Source organism: Methanothermococcus thermolithotrophicus DSM 2095 (assembly GCF_000376965.1).
Taxonomy (GTDB): domain Archaea; phylum AGJL01; class Methanococci; order Methanococcales; family Methanococcaceae; genus Methanothermococcus; species Methanothermococcus thermolithotrophicus.
This window is the reverse complement of the sequence record NZ_AQXV01000037.1, coordinates 1-12,760: the sequence shown is the minus strand read 5'-3', so window position 1 is coordinate 12,760 and position 12,760 is coordinate 1. Positions and strand designations below refer to the sequence as shown.

General features: G+C 29.7%; 15 protein-coding genes. 9 read left to right on the top strand and 6 right to left on the bottom strand.

The genetic code is table 11. The features are described from left to right. Positions 1–15: 15 nt before the first annotated feature. The gene (bioF, locus tag F555_RS0102695; protein ID WP_018153682.1) at positions 16–1,182 is read left to right on the top strand and encodes an 8-amino-7-oxononanoate synthase; all 1,167 of its coding nucleotides are present in this window, start codon (positions 16–18) and stop codon (positions 1,180–1,182) included. Positions 1,183–1,190: 8 nt separating this feature from the next. Here bioF and F555_RS0102690 read toward each other — a convergent pair whose 3' ends face one another. Then, positions 1,191–1,643 carry a PIN domain-containing protein gene (locus tag F555_RS0102690; RefSeq protein WP_018153681.1) on the bottom strand — a complete coding sequence of 151 codons (453 nt, stop codon included), beginning with the start codon at positions 1,641–1,643 and terminating at the stop codon, positions 1,191–1,193. Next, on the bottom strand, positions 1,610–1,819 hold the full coding sequence (locus F555_RS0102685) for a hypothetical protein (RefSeq protein WP_018153680.1): 210 nt from the start codon (positions 1,817–1,819) through the stop codon (positions 1,610–1,612). The genes F555_RS0102690 and F555_RS0102685 overlap by 34 nt, the downstream gene beginning before the upstream one ends. A 362-nt stretch (positions 1,820–2,181) precedes the next feature. On the opposite strand from F555_RS0102685, the gene F555_RS0102680 reads away from it, so the two are divergent. The 4 genes from F555_RS0102680 (at position 2,182) to bioD (ending at position 7,353) form a co-directional block, all read left to right on the top strand. After that, a complete protein-coding gene (locus tag F555_RS0102680; RefSeq protein ID WP_157205725.1) occupies positions 2,182–4,422 on the top strand; it encodes a KAP family P-loop NTPase fold protein in 2,241 nt (746 codons plus the stop codon). A 369-nt stretch (positions 4,423–4,791) separates the two neighbouring features. Further along, positions 4,792–6,222: a tetratricopeptide repeat protein gene (locus tag F555_RS09190; protein ID WP_018153678.1), complete on the top strand. Its 1,431-nt coding sequence runs from the start codon at positions 4,792–4,794 to the stop codon at positions 6,220–6,222. A gap of 189 nt (positions 6,223–6,411) precedes the next feature. Further along, positions 6,412–6,627, top strand: a complete 216-nt coding sequence (locus tag F555_RS08955) for a hypothetical protein (protein WP_018153677.1) — start codon at positions 6,412–6,414, stop codon at positions 6,625–6,627. Between the two features lie 81 nt (positions 6,628–6,708). Then, a complete protein-coding gene (gene bioD / locus F555_RS0102665) occupies positions 6,709–7,353 on the top strand; it encodes a dethiobiotin synthase (RefSeq protein ID WP_018153676.1) in 645 nt (214 codons plus the stop codon). Here the strand turns inward: bioD and F555_RS0102660 are convergent. Then, positions 7,345–8,433 (bottom strand): DUF362 domain-containing protein, encoded by a 1,089-nt coding sequence (locus F555_RS0102660; protein ID WP_018153675.1) that lies wholly within the window; start codon positions 8,431–8,433, stop codon positions 7,345–7,347. The genes bioD and F555_RS0102660 overlap by 9 nt on opposite strands. A 478-nt stretch (positions 8,434–8,911) precedes the next feature. Between F555_RS0102660 and F555_RS08950 the strand changes: the two genes are divergently transcribed. The 4 genes from F555_RS08950 (at position 8,912) to F555_RS0102640 (ending at position 11,034) form a co-directional block, all read left to right on the top strand. Beyond that, positions 8,912–9,262: a V4R domain-containing protein gene (locus tag F555_RS08950; protein ID WP_018153674.1), complete on the top strand. Its 351-nt coding sequence runs from the start codon at positions 8,912–8,914 to the stop codon at positions 9,260–9,262. A 107-nt stretch (positions 9,263–9,369) separates the two neighbouring features. Beyond that, positions 9,370–10,116, top strand: coding sequence for a YchF/TatD family DNA exonuclease (locus F555_RS0102650; protein ID WP_018153673.1), 747 nt, complete (start codon positions 9,370–9,372; stop codon positions 10,114–10,116). A 67-nt stretch (positions 10,117–10,183) separates the two neighbouring features. Next, positions 10,184–10,471: a DUF749 family protein gene (locus tag F555_RS0102645; RefSeq protein ID WP_018153672.1), complete on the top strand. Its 288-nt coding sequence runs from the start codon at positions 10,184–10,186 to the stop codon at positions 10,469–10,471. A gap of 38 nt (positions 10,472–10,509) precedes the next feature. Next, a complete protein-coding gene (locus F555_RS0102640) occupies positions 10,510–11,034 on the top strand; it encodes a DUF2096 family protein (protein ID WP_018153671.1) in 525 nt (174 codons plus the stop codon). Between the two features lie 177 nt (positions 11,035–11,211). Here the strand turns inward: F555_RS0102640 and mtrH are convergent, their stop codons facing one another. The 3 genes from mtrH to mtrF form a co-directional block, all read right to left on the bottom strand. Beyond that, positions 11,212–12,171 (bottom strand): tetrahydromethanopterin S-methyltransferase subunit H, encoded by a 960-nt coding sequence (gene mtrH / locus F555_RS0102635; RefSeq protein WP_018153670.1) that lies wholly within the window; start codon positions 12,169–12,171, stop codon positions 11,212–11,214. Between the two features lie 23 nt (positions 12,172–12,194). After that, positions 12,195–12,419 (bottom strand): tetrahydromethanopterin S-methyltransferase subunit MtrG, encoded by a 225-nt coding sequence (gene mtrG / locus F555_RS0102630; RefSeq protein ID WP_018153669.1) that lies wholly within the window; start codon positions 12,417–12,419, stop codon positions 12,195–12,197. A 4-nt stretch (positions 12,420–12,423) separates the two neighbouring features. Continuing rightward, on the bottom strand, positions 12,424–12,760 hold a 337-nt coding region (gene mtrF / locus F555_RS09575), incomplete at its 5' end, for a tetrahydromethanopterin S-methyltransferase subunit F (protein WP_018153668.1).

Sequence of the window (12,760 nt, the reverse complement as noted above, 5' to 3'; positions counted from 1 at the left end):
TTGGGAGGGGATATTATGTTTAGAAAACAGCTTCAAAAAGAAATTGAAGATATAAAAAATCAGAATTTATACAGATCCTTTAAATCCCTCGCTAACGCTCAGGAGGATAATAATATTTTAGATTTTTCTTCAAATGATTATTTATGTTTATCAAAACATCCAGAGGTTATAAGTGCAGTAAAGGAAGGCTTAAAGTATGGTGCAGGTTCCACAGGTTCAAGATTAACATCTGGAAACATAAACCATAAGGAGTTAGAAGAAAAAATTGCAGAGTTTAAGGGAACTGAGAAAGCATTAGTTTATTCTTCAGGATATGCAACAAATGTTGGTGTAATAAGTACTCTATGCAAAAAGGGTGATTTAATTTTAAGTGATAAATTAAACCATGCTTCAATTATTGACGGGTGTAGATTGAGTAAGGCCGATGTTTTAGTTTACAATCATTGCGATACAAATCATTTAATGGATTTATTGGAAGAAAATGCAGGAAAATATAACAATATATTTATTATAACCGATGGAGTTTTCAGCATGGATGGGGACGTAGCTCCGTTGGATGAACTGAAAAAAATTGCAGATGAATTTAATGGAATATTGATAATAGACGATGCACACGGTACTGGAGTTTTAGGGAATGGAAGAGGAACATTAAAACACTTTAATTTAAAACCGTCAGACAATATAATCCAAATAGGAACACTTTCAAAGGCTGTAGGTGGTTTAGGGGGTTTTGTTTGTGGTATTGAGGAATTAATCGAGTATCTTATAAATAAATCTCGAAGTTTTATATATTCTACATCCCTTCCTCCGTCTGTTGTTAGTGGATGTATTAAGAGTTTTGAGCTCATGGAAAATGGAGCTCTAACAAAAAAATTGCAAAAAAATATAGAGCTCGCAAATAAAATTTTTAAAGAACACGATTTAATCGGAGCGAAGCGAAGAGCTACAAATTCCGAAGGAATTTGTTCAATAGAAGAAGATAATTTAACGCCCATTTATCCGTTCATTTTTAAAGAAAAAACTATGGAGCTCGCTGAACATTTAATAAAAAATAATATCTTCTGTGTTGGAATTAGATATCCAACTGTTCCAAAAGGTATGGAGAGGTTAAGAGTTAGTATAAATGTTGGACATAGTGAGGGGGATTTTAGAGCTCTGTGTGAATGTATTAAAATGTTTTAAATTAATTATTATTCATTATTTAAAAAATTTATCAGTAATTCTTTTGTATTGTAAACTTTAACTTTATTTTGTTTTTTTAAGTCCGTATCATTGCTCCAAATTGGACAGTTTAATTTTAAAGATAGTGCGACATAGTGGGTGTCTTTTTCATCAATATCTTTCATTATATTGTACGCTTCTTTAATTTTATCGTCATATCTTTCAGTTGGAATTATGTTAATAAAATATAGTAATGTTTCAATGGATTCTTTGTAAGTAAGAAGTTGTTTATTTTTCTCCCTTTTTGAAATTATGAACTTTTTGTATTTTTCCAATTCCTTGAAAATAAATTCAGGGCAGTAAATATTAAAAATATCATTTGATGTAATTAGTTCTCTTGTAATTGAAGCATCTTTTATTAAGGCGGAGAATAAAATATTTGCATCAATTACAATCCCAATTTTTTCTTTTCCTCTTTCCATGCTTCCTCCCTTGCTTTTTTAAAGTCCTTTAAATCATCTTCTGTTAAATCCAATTCCTTAACTAATTTTTCTAATAATATTTTTTTTAATAATCTTTCCTTTTTTTGTAATCGTTTTAATGTTGTTTCAATATCTTCAATTGAAAGATTTTCAATATTTTCAGTTTCAAATGCCATAATTTCACCGAATTTTTATATGTAATTATTATACATTCTATTAAATATTAATATTGTTATTTTCAAAATATTTATTTAAAAAATAGTGTCTTCTATAGGAATTAGATATCCAACTGTTCCAAAAGGTATGGAGAGATTAGGGTCAGTATAAATGTGGGACATAGTGAGGGGGATTTTAGAGCTCTGTGTGAAAGTATTAAAAAATTTAAATAATATATAAAATATTTATTCTCAAAAGTTAGGGTGGTAGTATAGTATTTGATTTTATTAAAAATATTGTGGGGAGATATGGGTCTTTTAGAATTTTTTTAGGATTTACAGGTTTATTATTTTTTATTTTAACAATATATGGGTTAAATATATTGAATAAAATAACTAATTTAATGAATATTATATCAATATATGGGGATGAAATATTAAGATTATGTATTGGTATTTTAACTATTGTAATTATAACCAATTATTTGAAATCAGTTAATATAATATTTGATAGTAGGGTTCATCTAAAAAATATAGATACAATAAAATCATCTGAAAATGTGAGCGATAAATTAGATGAATTAGGTTATAAATATAGATGGTCACTATTAATTTTATCTATTTCTTCAATAGTTTTATATGTCTTATATAGTTTAATAAATTTACCAATTTCTGATATTACTATATTCCTTATTTTAATAATGCCATCGATATTTTTAATACTATTGTCAGAGTTTAAACACCCTAAATATGCTAAAATTTTTAAAATTTCTAAATATATTTCCGTTTTAGTTTTTATGGGATTTGTATGGATTTCAATAAAATATTATCAATATTCGTCCATATCCAATATTTTATTGTATTTTTGTTATGTTGGGGGTTTGTTTATTGCAATTGCATATTATTGGAATGATTTAATTTATGAGTTCGGTAAATTTCATTGTGTTATTCAATTCCTATTAAGAATGACTAACAATATATATTATTTTAATCCATTTAAAAATTATGTTATTGAAAATTACAACCATCGTAAAGATGAAGATATAGAAGTAAATGATAAAACGGATTGTTTTGGAACATTAAATAAAATAAATATGATTGAAGAAGGATTTAAAAATCAAATTTTAAATAATCATAAAATTATAGCGTTATATGGAAACTGGGGCAGTGGTAAAAGTAGCATAATTAGGACATTAATTGAAAAATTTGACGAATCTCGAAATTTTGATGAAAATACTGAAATTAAAAGATTATGGGAATCGTTTAAAGATATGTTTCATATATTTAAACCTTTAAAGGAAAAACATAAATCTATCTTATGTATTAAATTTGATGCTTGGGAATATGAAAATGAAGAAAACATATCTTATGCCTTATTGTGCCATATTGTTAATGAATTAGAAAAAAATGCTGATATTAAATTTGGGATTCGAACGGTAAAGAATAAACTCTTAAAATCTGGTGCAATTGTTTTAAAATCTGTTAGTATCAATACAGAATACAATAATATTGGTTTTAATTTTAATTTTGAATATAATAATGAAAAATATATAGAAGTGGAAAATTTAAAAAATGGACTTGATGAGATTTCTAGAATTCTCAAAGAAAATAACAAAAGACTTATAGTTTTTATTGATGAATTAGATAGATGCGAAAGAGAAAATATTTTAAAATTTTTATCATCTCTTAAATTATTTTTTACCGATGGGGAAAATATAAATTATATTTGTGCAGTAGATAAAGAAGCAGTAGCAGAAGCACTTGAACATAAATACTGTGACGGAGAAAAAGCAGAGGAATATTTGGAAAAAATTTTTAATTTTTCATTTAACATGCCAAAAACATTCGATGTAAAAAACTTTATTGGGCAATATGAGTTTTTTAATAATGATAATGCTGAAAAACTCGCAAAATTCTTTGAGGCAATTAATTTTACAACTCCGAGACATTTAAAGAAGGTTTTGAATAAATATGAATATTTGGTCAAGATTAAGAATTCCAATATAAACAATATGGATTTAATTCCTGGGATAATAACTGGAAATAATGATAATAATGAATATTTATTTGATACAATTTTTGTTTTGTATTTCATAATTCTCTATGAGTTTTATTATGATAAATATTTGGAAATAAAAAATTATGAAGATAAACTGGCAAAATACAGTAAATATCAAATAAAATATATAAATTATCCCCCCGCGTCAGGTAAAGATGATAATGAAAATGATAATAAACCCGCAATTGAGTTAATAATGGAACGTTTAAAACATGACAGTTATAACGAAATTACTTTTGGAGAAATTTATGAAAGTATTATTTTTAATGAACCATATTTCGAGAAGATAGATGATTTAATTAAATTAATAACAATATTTACTCCATCCGAACTTAAGAATAAACAATGTTATATAACGTATGCTGGGTATTCTGATGTGGTATTTGATTATATTAGTCAATTTAAATATGAAAAGAATGAAATATTGATTGATTTTTGTAGGTTTTTAGTAGATGAATATTCTTCAGGAGGTCATCCGCCCCAAATATTAAACTATAATGGATACGAACGAAATTACACGTATAAATACATTAACCTTTTCAAAATGGCGGAAACCTTACTCTAACCTTTACAAAAAATTATCATAATGAGGATATAAGTGTTTGGCGATAGTAGAGCTCATCTAAATATTAAAATAAATCCCAAAGTAATTGAATATTTATAAATTTCGATTTTATTTTTTTTCGATATATAAATATATAGTTCTAACATAGATAATAGTTTTTAGAATAATATTTTTTTAAAGAGGGGTGAAATTATTAAGATAAAGTATTTATTTATAGCATCTCTGTTATTATGTTCTGTTTTATTGGCAGGATGCACTAGCGAAGATGAGGGGAGCTCAGATAATATAAATCCATATCATCACAAAAATCTATTGAATGATAAAACATACTCTGTTTCTTCTGGTAAATATACATATAAGGCGATATATTTGGATCCGATAGGGAAAGATAATTATACGGTTTATGGAACAATGACTGAAACAAAGGAAGGAACAAGTGGTGTGAGGTTTTATATAAAGGATCCAAATGGAAAGATTTTGGTAGATTCGGGGGAAAAGGTTAGATCATATTCATTTAAAATTTATCCTACACAGGCAGGTAATTATTATTTTTATCTAGATAATGTTAATACCTGGATTACAGATAAAAGTCCAAGATTAAAAATATATGGGGAATACGACGACATAACATCATCTGAAGCATGGTGTAATAAAGGGGATGAACTTTATAATTTAGGTAATTACAAAGAAGCTATTAAATGTTATGATAAAGCATTGGAGCTGAATCCAAATAATATTATGGCAAAAAATAACAAAAATAAAGTATTGGAAAAATTAAAAGAGAATGAAAAACTTGGAAAAATTAATAATCTTATATCAAAAGGAAACAATGCAATAGATAATAAAGATTATGAACCTGCACTCAAGTACTATAATGAAGCTTTAAAAATAGATCCCAACATTACATCCATTTGGAATAATAAAGGACTTACACTTCATTATTTAGGTAGATATTCCGAGGCTATCGAGTGTTATAATAAAGCACTAGAATTAGATCCAAATAACACTATCGCATGGTGTAATAAAGGAAGCTCACTTTATGAATTGAATAAGTATATAGAAGCCATAAAATGCTATGATAAAGCATTGGAGATAGATCCAAATAATGAATATGCAAAAGAAATGAAGAAGGAGCATCCAATGCCAATTTCAAAAGAAATAATTGATAAGTTTATAAAAACTGAAACTCAATATAGCGAAAACTCACAATTTTACAAAGGCGAAAGGTATGCAGTTAAACAGCAAGGTAGCAATCTAAAAATAATAGTAACTTGTTCAAACTGGACATATGGAACAGAAGATGAAATAAAATTGTCTGCCCCATTTGTAATTGCGGGTTTGGTAACTTTAATAGATAAATCTATAAGATATGATTATACCTATGAAATAGAATACTATCATAATAACAAACTAATGGCCAGTGGTGTGTTAGATCCTAATAGTGCGAAACTTAAAGAGTTTAAAATAACACAAGATTTAAAAGACCTATGGGCTGAAAGACATGAAAAGAATGTAAAGGAAGAATTAGATAAGTTAGCTGAGGAGTATTATCCCATAGTGTCGGCTATAGCGTATGATTCAAAGGATGGCTGGAGCATAGTTTCCATAATGGTTCCTGATTCGTGGTATTATTTACAAGACTATGAAAAAGATAGAGTTGCGAATGCAATTGGTAAAGACCTAGATCGCATAGTTGGGACTTACCGTACAGTATGGGTATTTGACGAGTATGGAAAACATATTGGTGACATATCTTACAGTGTGTGGGATGAAAGATACAAATTCAAAAAATCAGACTAATCACTCCAAACAATAATCAAATTTAATAAATTTTCTCATTTTGGGGTATCAAATATATATCTAAGGTTTTCGTATTTTTATTGTAAATGGTTTATTTTTTTCATATATCACCACTGATCATAATAAATTATATGTTTGATTGACCCATAATTTATCAAAATAAGATACGCAAATTAACGAGAGGAAAACATGAGCTCATCAACATTAAAAATAATTTCAAAAATGCCCGAAGAAATTCGGAAAATCCTTTGGATTTTCTCTCCTCACTCGCTAACGCTCGTGATTCCAAAAGACAAAGGATTTAGAGAAATTACAAAAGAAGAACTGGAAAATAATTATAAAAAACTTAAAAATAAGGATTTTTGGGGAACAGAAGAGGAATTATTTGAATTACTGGAAGATTAAAATTTATATTAAAATATAAACACTGGAAACTTCAGAGCTCACCACTTACTTAAAAATCCAAAAATTTAAAAAAGTGATACCATGCTATTCATCACAGGAACAGATACCGGAGTTGGTAAAACTTACGTTTCATCCATTTTAGGAAATATTTTAAAAGAAAAAGGCGTTAATGTTGGATACATAAAACCAATAGAATCAGGGGGAGTAGAGGACACAACAACCTTAAAAAATACATTGAATTTGGATGATGATTTGAATTTAATAAATCCAATAAACCTAAAAAATCCATTATCCCCAAATATTGCCTTTGAAGTTGAAAATTACAACATTTCTTTGGATGAAATAAAAAATAAAATAAAAGATTCATTTGAAATTTTAAAAAATAAATACGATTTTTTAATTGTCGAAGGAGCTGGCGGAGTTTGTGTTCCAATAAAAGATAATTTTTTAATGTCTGATTTAATAAAATTCTTAGAGCTCCCTGCAGTTGTAGTTTCAAGACCTAACTTAGGAACCATAAACCATACGATTTTAACAATCGAGCATTTGAGAAATAAAGGCATAGAAGTTAAAGGAGTTATTATCAACTGCATAACAGATTTAAAAGATGTTCTTTACTATGAAAAAACCTTTGAAACTATAGAAAAATGTGGAGGTATAGATATTATAGGTATCGTTAAAAATAAAAATGATTACGAGCTCGATATTGAGAAGATTTTAAAATAATCCCCGTACTAGTTTAACTGCATTATACCTGCACATTTCATGACAGCAATAGCACTTGATACATTTTTTTAAATCTATTTTTAGGTTGTGTATCGCATTTACAGGACATATTTTTTCACAAATTCCGCACTTAACACAGCTACGTTTATTTATCCTTGGTTTAGGAATCATGAATGAGAATATCATTTTTGTTAATTTAGTCGATACAAATGGAAGGAACGGGATTATTGAATTTAAAACTACAGTATCTGGCTTTTTAAAGTTCATTCTCTCAATGGATTCAAGAGGTACTTCTTTATTATCATCTGCATTTATAACTTTGAAATCTGTTTTTAAGTATTTGTTAGTCAGGATGTCGTCCATTTTATAGCCAATATAATAAGAGGCAAACATATCAAGTGCTATAGGACTTTTTGATCCAATTACTATTCTGGAGTTTATAGGTCTTCCATTGCTTGGTCCATTTCCTTCTAAGCCCCATATACCGTCCATGATTGTTACAATATTCTTATTTTCAGTTATTTTATTATACAATTCAACGAGCAGATCTGCAAAATCAGATTCTTTTGGGAAGTATTTGTGTAATTTTGGTTTTAAACCGCCTGGAATGCAACCGTATAAGTTCTTGACAGCTCCGGTGTACTTCATCAACATATGGGTTTTTAACTTTGGAAGGTTTACTATGAGCTCGCACTCTTGAACAGTTTTTGGAATTCTTATTTCATGATTGCATATTTTTTCTATAATATATTCGTCACTTTCAAATGCAATATATGGTATTTCATGTCTTCTACAGACGTTTTCAAGACCAGAGACTGTAAAGGATTTCTTAGTTGAAAATCCGGAAGATTCGCCCACTATAATTTTTCCATCAAAGTTATTTTTAAGATATTTCAATACCCAGTCTAAAAATTTCCAGTGTGTGGTTACACATCTATCTGCAGGATACGGCCCCAGTATGTTAGGTTTCACTAGGATTTTATCGCAGTTATCAAAATCTACTTCATTAAATATTAAATCTAGAATTTTATTGTCGAGCTCTTCGTAATCATTTTTTGTAGAATAATATACTTTCTCCATAATAACTACCTGTTATACAAGATGACACCAATATCTCGTTGTTGTTATTTAAATTATTAGTTAAATTACCTATAAAAAATTTTAATATACTACATATGCCTAAATTTTGTAATATCAAAAATTATATATGATATTATATATTAAAAATTATATTAATAATAATACTGACAATATTAATGAGGGGAGGTGCGGGTATGTTATATATTCCCATAATTTAAAATATTAATATATGTTGATATTATTAAATAATTAATGTGGAATAATTATATATATGATAAGGTCATGTAGATGTATATGTGGTAGCAAAAATACAACAAAAGTTCATATATTATGAATAATATATTGTTGGAGGGAGGGCACGATAGAACCTATAGATGTTTTAAAAATAAATGCAAATAGACCAACACTTGATGGTAATAATATAGATATAACGGATGTAAGATTATTTAGGGCTTTAAGGTTTGCTTGGGAAAAATGTATGGGGAGAGGGGCAAATGTAATGGCGTACATGTCTGGAAGGACATTTGGAAAATCATTAAATCTAAAAACCATAGATGAAATGATCGAATTCGCCAAAAATTATAAAATAGGCATTATCACGGTGGTAAATAAAAACCCGCTACAAATAAGGGTGGATGAATGTATGACATGTTCGGGATTACCCAACATGGAAAAACCATTATGTTACTTTGAAGGGGGATTTATAGTGGGGTGTTTGGAAGGTATAGTAAATAAGAAAGTTAAAATTAATGAAACTCACTGTATTGGATTGGGGGATGATTTCTGCCAGTTTGAGGTTAGTACGTATCCACTATACATATTTAAATAGCTTTTTATTTTTTAATTTTGATTAATTACATATATTACTACCTAAATTATTTTTTTATATTATTTTAATCAAATTTTAATTTATTTTTATTTTAAAGGTGTATTATCATGGAATTTAAATATATCGATGCTCACTGTCATATCGAAGATAAATCCTTTAACAAAAATAGGGATGAAATTGTTAAAAATGCAAAAGATAATGGTGTGGAAATTGTTACAAGCGGGGCTAGTTTAGGAGGATGTAAGAGAGCTCTGAATTTTAAAAAAGAATATGGGATTTATTTAACATTGGGATTCCATCCTGGGAGAACTAAAGCTCAAGATAATGTGGTAGATAAAGTTTACAACCTAATCAGAGAAAATGAAAAGGAACTCTTGGCAGTTGGGGAAGTTGGATTGGATATAAATGTACAAAATTTGGATCGTCAGAAAATTGTTTTTGAGAAATTTGTAGGTCTAGCGGAAGAGCTAAACAAACCAGTAATAATCCATGGTAGGGGTTTGGAAAAGGAATGTTTTGATGTGTTGAATAACAGGGTAGTTTCAATGTTTCATTGCTATAGTGGAAGTATTAATTTGGCAAAAGAGCTGATTGAAAACGGCCATTATGTTTCCCTTTCTACACTGGTTTGTTTTTCAAAAGACCATCAAAATTTAGTTGAAAATTTAGATTTGGAAAATATTGTAGTCGAAACAGATAGCCCTTATCTATCCCCAATAAAGGGAGAGAAAAATGAACCTAAAAATGTCATAAAAGTAGTTGAAAAAATATGGGAAATAAAAAAGGAGGAATATTCTCTGGCTGAAATCACTAAGATTATATATGATAACACAAAAAAATTATACCGTATTTAAGGTATTTAATCAATGGACTAAATTTTTAAATACCAATCAACATGTTGGATTCTTATCAGGTGAAAATGTGACAGAACTTATTGCTTCGTTGATGACAATAATGAGTGTTGAAGAAGGTTTAAAAAGTCAGGTTGCAGATTGTATTAGAGTTAGGGCAATGTGTGAAAAAAGAGAACTAAAAGATGATGATATTGTGGCAATTTTTAATGTTCACGGAACTACAAGCTATCAGGTTTTTTTCATAGATAAGGATACTACAATTGAAGACATAAAAAATGAGTTAAATAAATTGGGTACGAGATTGAACTATGATTCTGAAGAGGTTTTGAAGAAGTATATTGAAAAAATGCAATGATAAAATAAATCATTTAATGCTTGAGATAAAGTGAGATTATGAAGGATGCAAGGGGAATCGATAAACAGTGGGTAATTTTAAATGAATTGGCATTTAAAATATCCGAGGAAAGACCAGTTCCAGAGGAGGTCTTTTCAAGGTTAAGGATAGCAAACAATGTTATTACGTATTATTTATTGGATGAACATGCCTCTTATGACTCTTTAAAGGATGCTGAAGCTGAACTTTCAAGAGTTCAGGGCATACTTTTTGGTTTATGCGATCATGAACTGGCTATGGAGTATCTTGAAAAAATGGGAAAGGCCTTAAGAAATGAGCTCGATGTTAAATTCCCTATTAAAAAATCCTCATTTAACAGTGAAGTGAAATCAAGAAAGGATGTTGAATCTATAAGGGTTAAACTACAAAAGGAGATTCAAGTAGAAATATTGGGGGAGTTAAGTGAATTACACGGGGTTGTTTTTGAATATAGCCGAGAGGACGAGGACAAAGTGTTAATTGATGGAGAAAAGAGAAGGGTAATAACTGCACTTAAAGATTTTTCAGTTATTTGGAACGAATGAATCTACATTTTTATTGATATTATATGTCCCATGTTCCTCTTAGTTTTGATATACTTTATATTGTTATTATAATTATATGCTCATCATTTGATTGTTTGACTGTTTTTAATAAAATATATAAATTTAGATTATTTAATATTATATTTGATAAAAAAAGAAAATAAAAGTATTTCTGTTTTAGAGTAATTTGTTGAATGGGTGGGTGTCTACTGCAGCTGTTCCTAATTCTTTTGCAGCTTCTGCAATTACCATGTCAGTCATTGCAACTGCAGGGAATGCTAATTGTGCGTTGTCAATAGGACCGTAGAGAACAAAGTCACCAGCACCCATTGTCTGAACTATGTTTGCACCGATGTCACATACGTGGTGAACATCTTTTGCGAGCTGTGTTAATCCTTCTTCTCTTAATCCTTTTCTAAATTCTCTCAGCCAGTCCCATGCTGATGGAATGTTGTGGATACCGCTACCTACTGGTAATCCTAATTTAGCTTTAACAGCAAATGATGCTCTAACTGCTGGACCTGCACCGTTACCGAGTGGTGTAACAGCAACGTCGATTAATGGGTATTTGATACCTGCTTTTTCAGCGAGCTCTAACATTCCAGTATCTGCTGTTTTTCCACCATCTAATAAAACGTTTAATTTACCTTCAACTGATGGGTCCATAGGGTCGAAACATAAAACGATTGAAGCTTCGAGGTCACTTTCTACTAAGTTTTGGAATTCTGCTTCTTCAATTGAAACGTTGATAGAGTTGTAAATACACTGGCTTGCATATCCTGCTTCTGTAGCTCTCCTCGCAGCAGCCATTCTTGCTTCCCCTGATGTGGAGTCAAGGAGCATTGGTCCATCCCAAACTTCAGCAACAAAATCAATATATTTAGTAAGTGCTTCAGGGTTACCACCGAATACCTGAACAAGCGCAGGGTTTCCTGTTATATCTTCCATTTCAGCCTGCTTGTTTATTAAATCTTCAGCAGCCTTTTTGTCGAAAATACCTTTTCTTTCATCTTCTACTATTTTGTGTCTTGCGTAGAATATGGTTCCAGATAAACCTGTTGGATATTCTCCTGGCTGACCACCAAATTTCCTTCCTGCGATTTCAATTACCATCTGTTCTTTATCGAATTTGAACATCTATTACCACCTCATGACGACCTTTATTTTATAAATTGAAATAATGGCAATATTTTTCCAAGTACAACCACAATTACAAATCCTATTATAAATCCATAAACAATACCAACGTCTCTACCTGCTTTTTTACCTAACCTTTGTACTATTTCAGCATTGGTATTTTCTACGGTTTCATCTATCTCGGATAATTTTTCCTGCAATTTTTTAAAATCCTTTGATGGAGTAACAACTGTGGGAATTTCAGACATTTAATCACCCTAGTAAGAGTTTTAATATAATTGGGATCCCAATTAAAACAACGGCGAATAATGAGCCTAATAATGCCCCTTCAACTGCTTGGGATTGAACTCCTGAAGCTAAACCAAGATCCCTTGTAATTAAGCCTACTTTGTATTCCAAGCTGTCTAAGAGTTTTTTTGTGTATTCTAAATCCGGCTCTGCAACTGTTGGAATACCTTCAATTGAAAGACCTTCTTCATCCCCACCTTCGCCGGCACCGCCGCCACCTTCTAAATCTAAAACTACCGCGTCCTCATCGATAGCACCAGGGTCTTTTGAGATGCAGTCTTTAATAGCTTGTGCTATTTTA

Bases quoted from the DNA above. Each gene is read 5' to 3' on its own strand.
- bioF (WP_018153682.1), top strand. From the start codon at position 16: ATGTTTAGAAAACAGCTTCAAAAAGAAATTGAAGATATAAAAAATCAG.
- F555_RS0102690 (WP_018153681.1), bottom strand. From the start codon at position 1,643: ATGGAAAGAGGAAAAGAAAAAATTGGGATTGTAATTGATGCAAATATT.
- F555_RS0102685 (WP_018153680.1), bottom strand. From the start codon at position 1,819: ATGGCATTTGAAACTGAAAATATTGAAAATCTTTCAATTGAAGATATT.
- F555_RS08955 (WP_018153677.1), top strand. From the start codon at position 6,412: ATGAGCTCATCAACATTAAAAATAATTTCAAAAATGCCCGAAGAAATT.
- bioD (WP_018153676.1), top strand. From the start codon at position 6,709: ATGCTATTCATCACAGGAACAGATACCGGAGTTGGTAAAACTTACGTT.
- F555_RS0102660 (WP_018153675.1), bottom strand. From the start codon at position 8,433: ATGGAGAAAGTATATTATTCTACAAAAAATGATTACGAAGAGCTCGAC.
- F555_RS08950 (WP_018153674.1), top strand. From the start codon at position 8,912: ATGGGGAGAGGGGCAAATGTAATGGCGTACATGTCTGGAAGGACATTT.
- F555_RS0102650 (WP_018153673.1), top strand. From the start codon at position 9,370: ATGGAATTTAAATATATCGATGCTCACTGTCATATCGAAGATAAATCC.
- F555_RS0102640 (WP_018153671.1), top strand. From the start codon at position 10,510: ATGAAGGATGCAAGGGGAATCGATAAACAGTGGGTAATTTTAAATGAA.
- mtrH (WP_018153670.1), bottom strand. From the start codon at position 12,171: ATGTTCAAATTCGATAAAGAACAGATGGTAATTGAAATCGCAGGAAGG.
- mtrG (WP_018153669.1), bottom strand. From the start codon at position 12,419: ATGTCTGAAATTCCCACAGTTGTTACTCCATCAAAGGATTTTAAAAAA.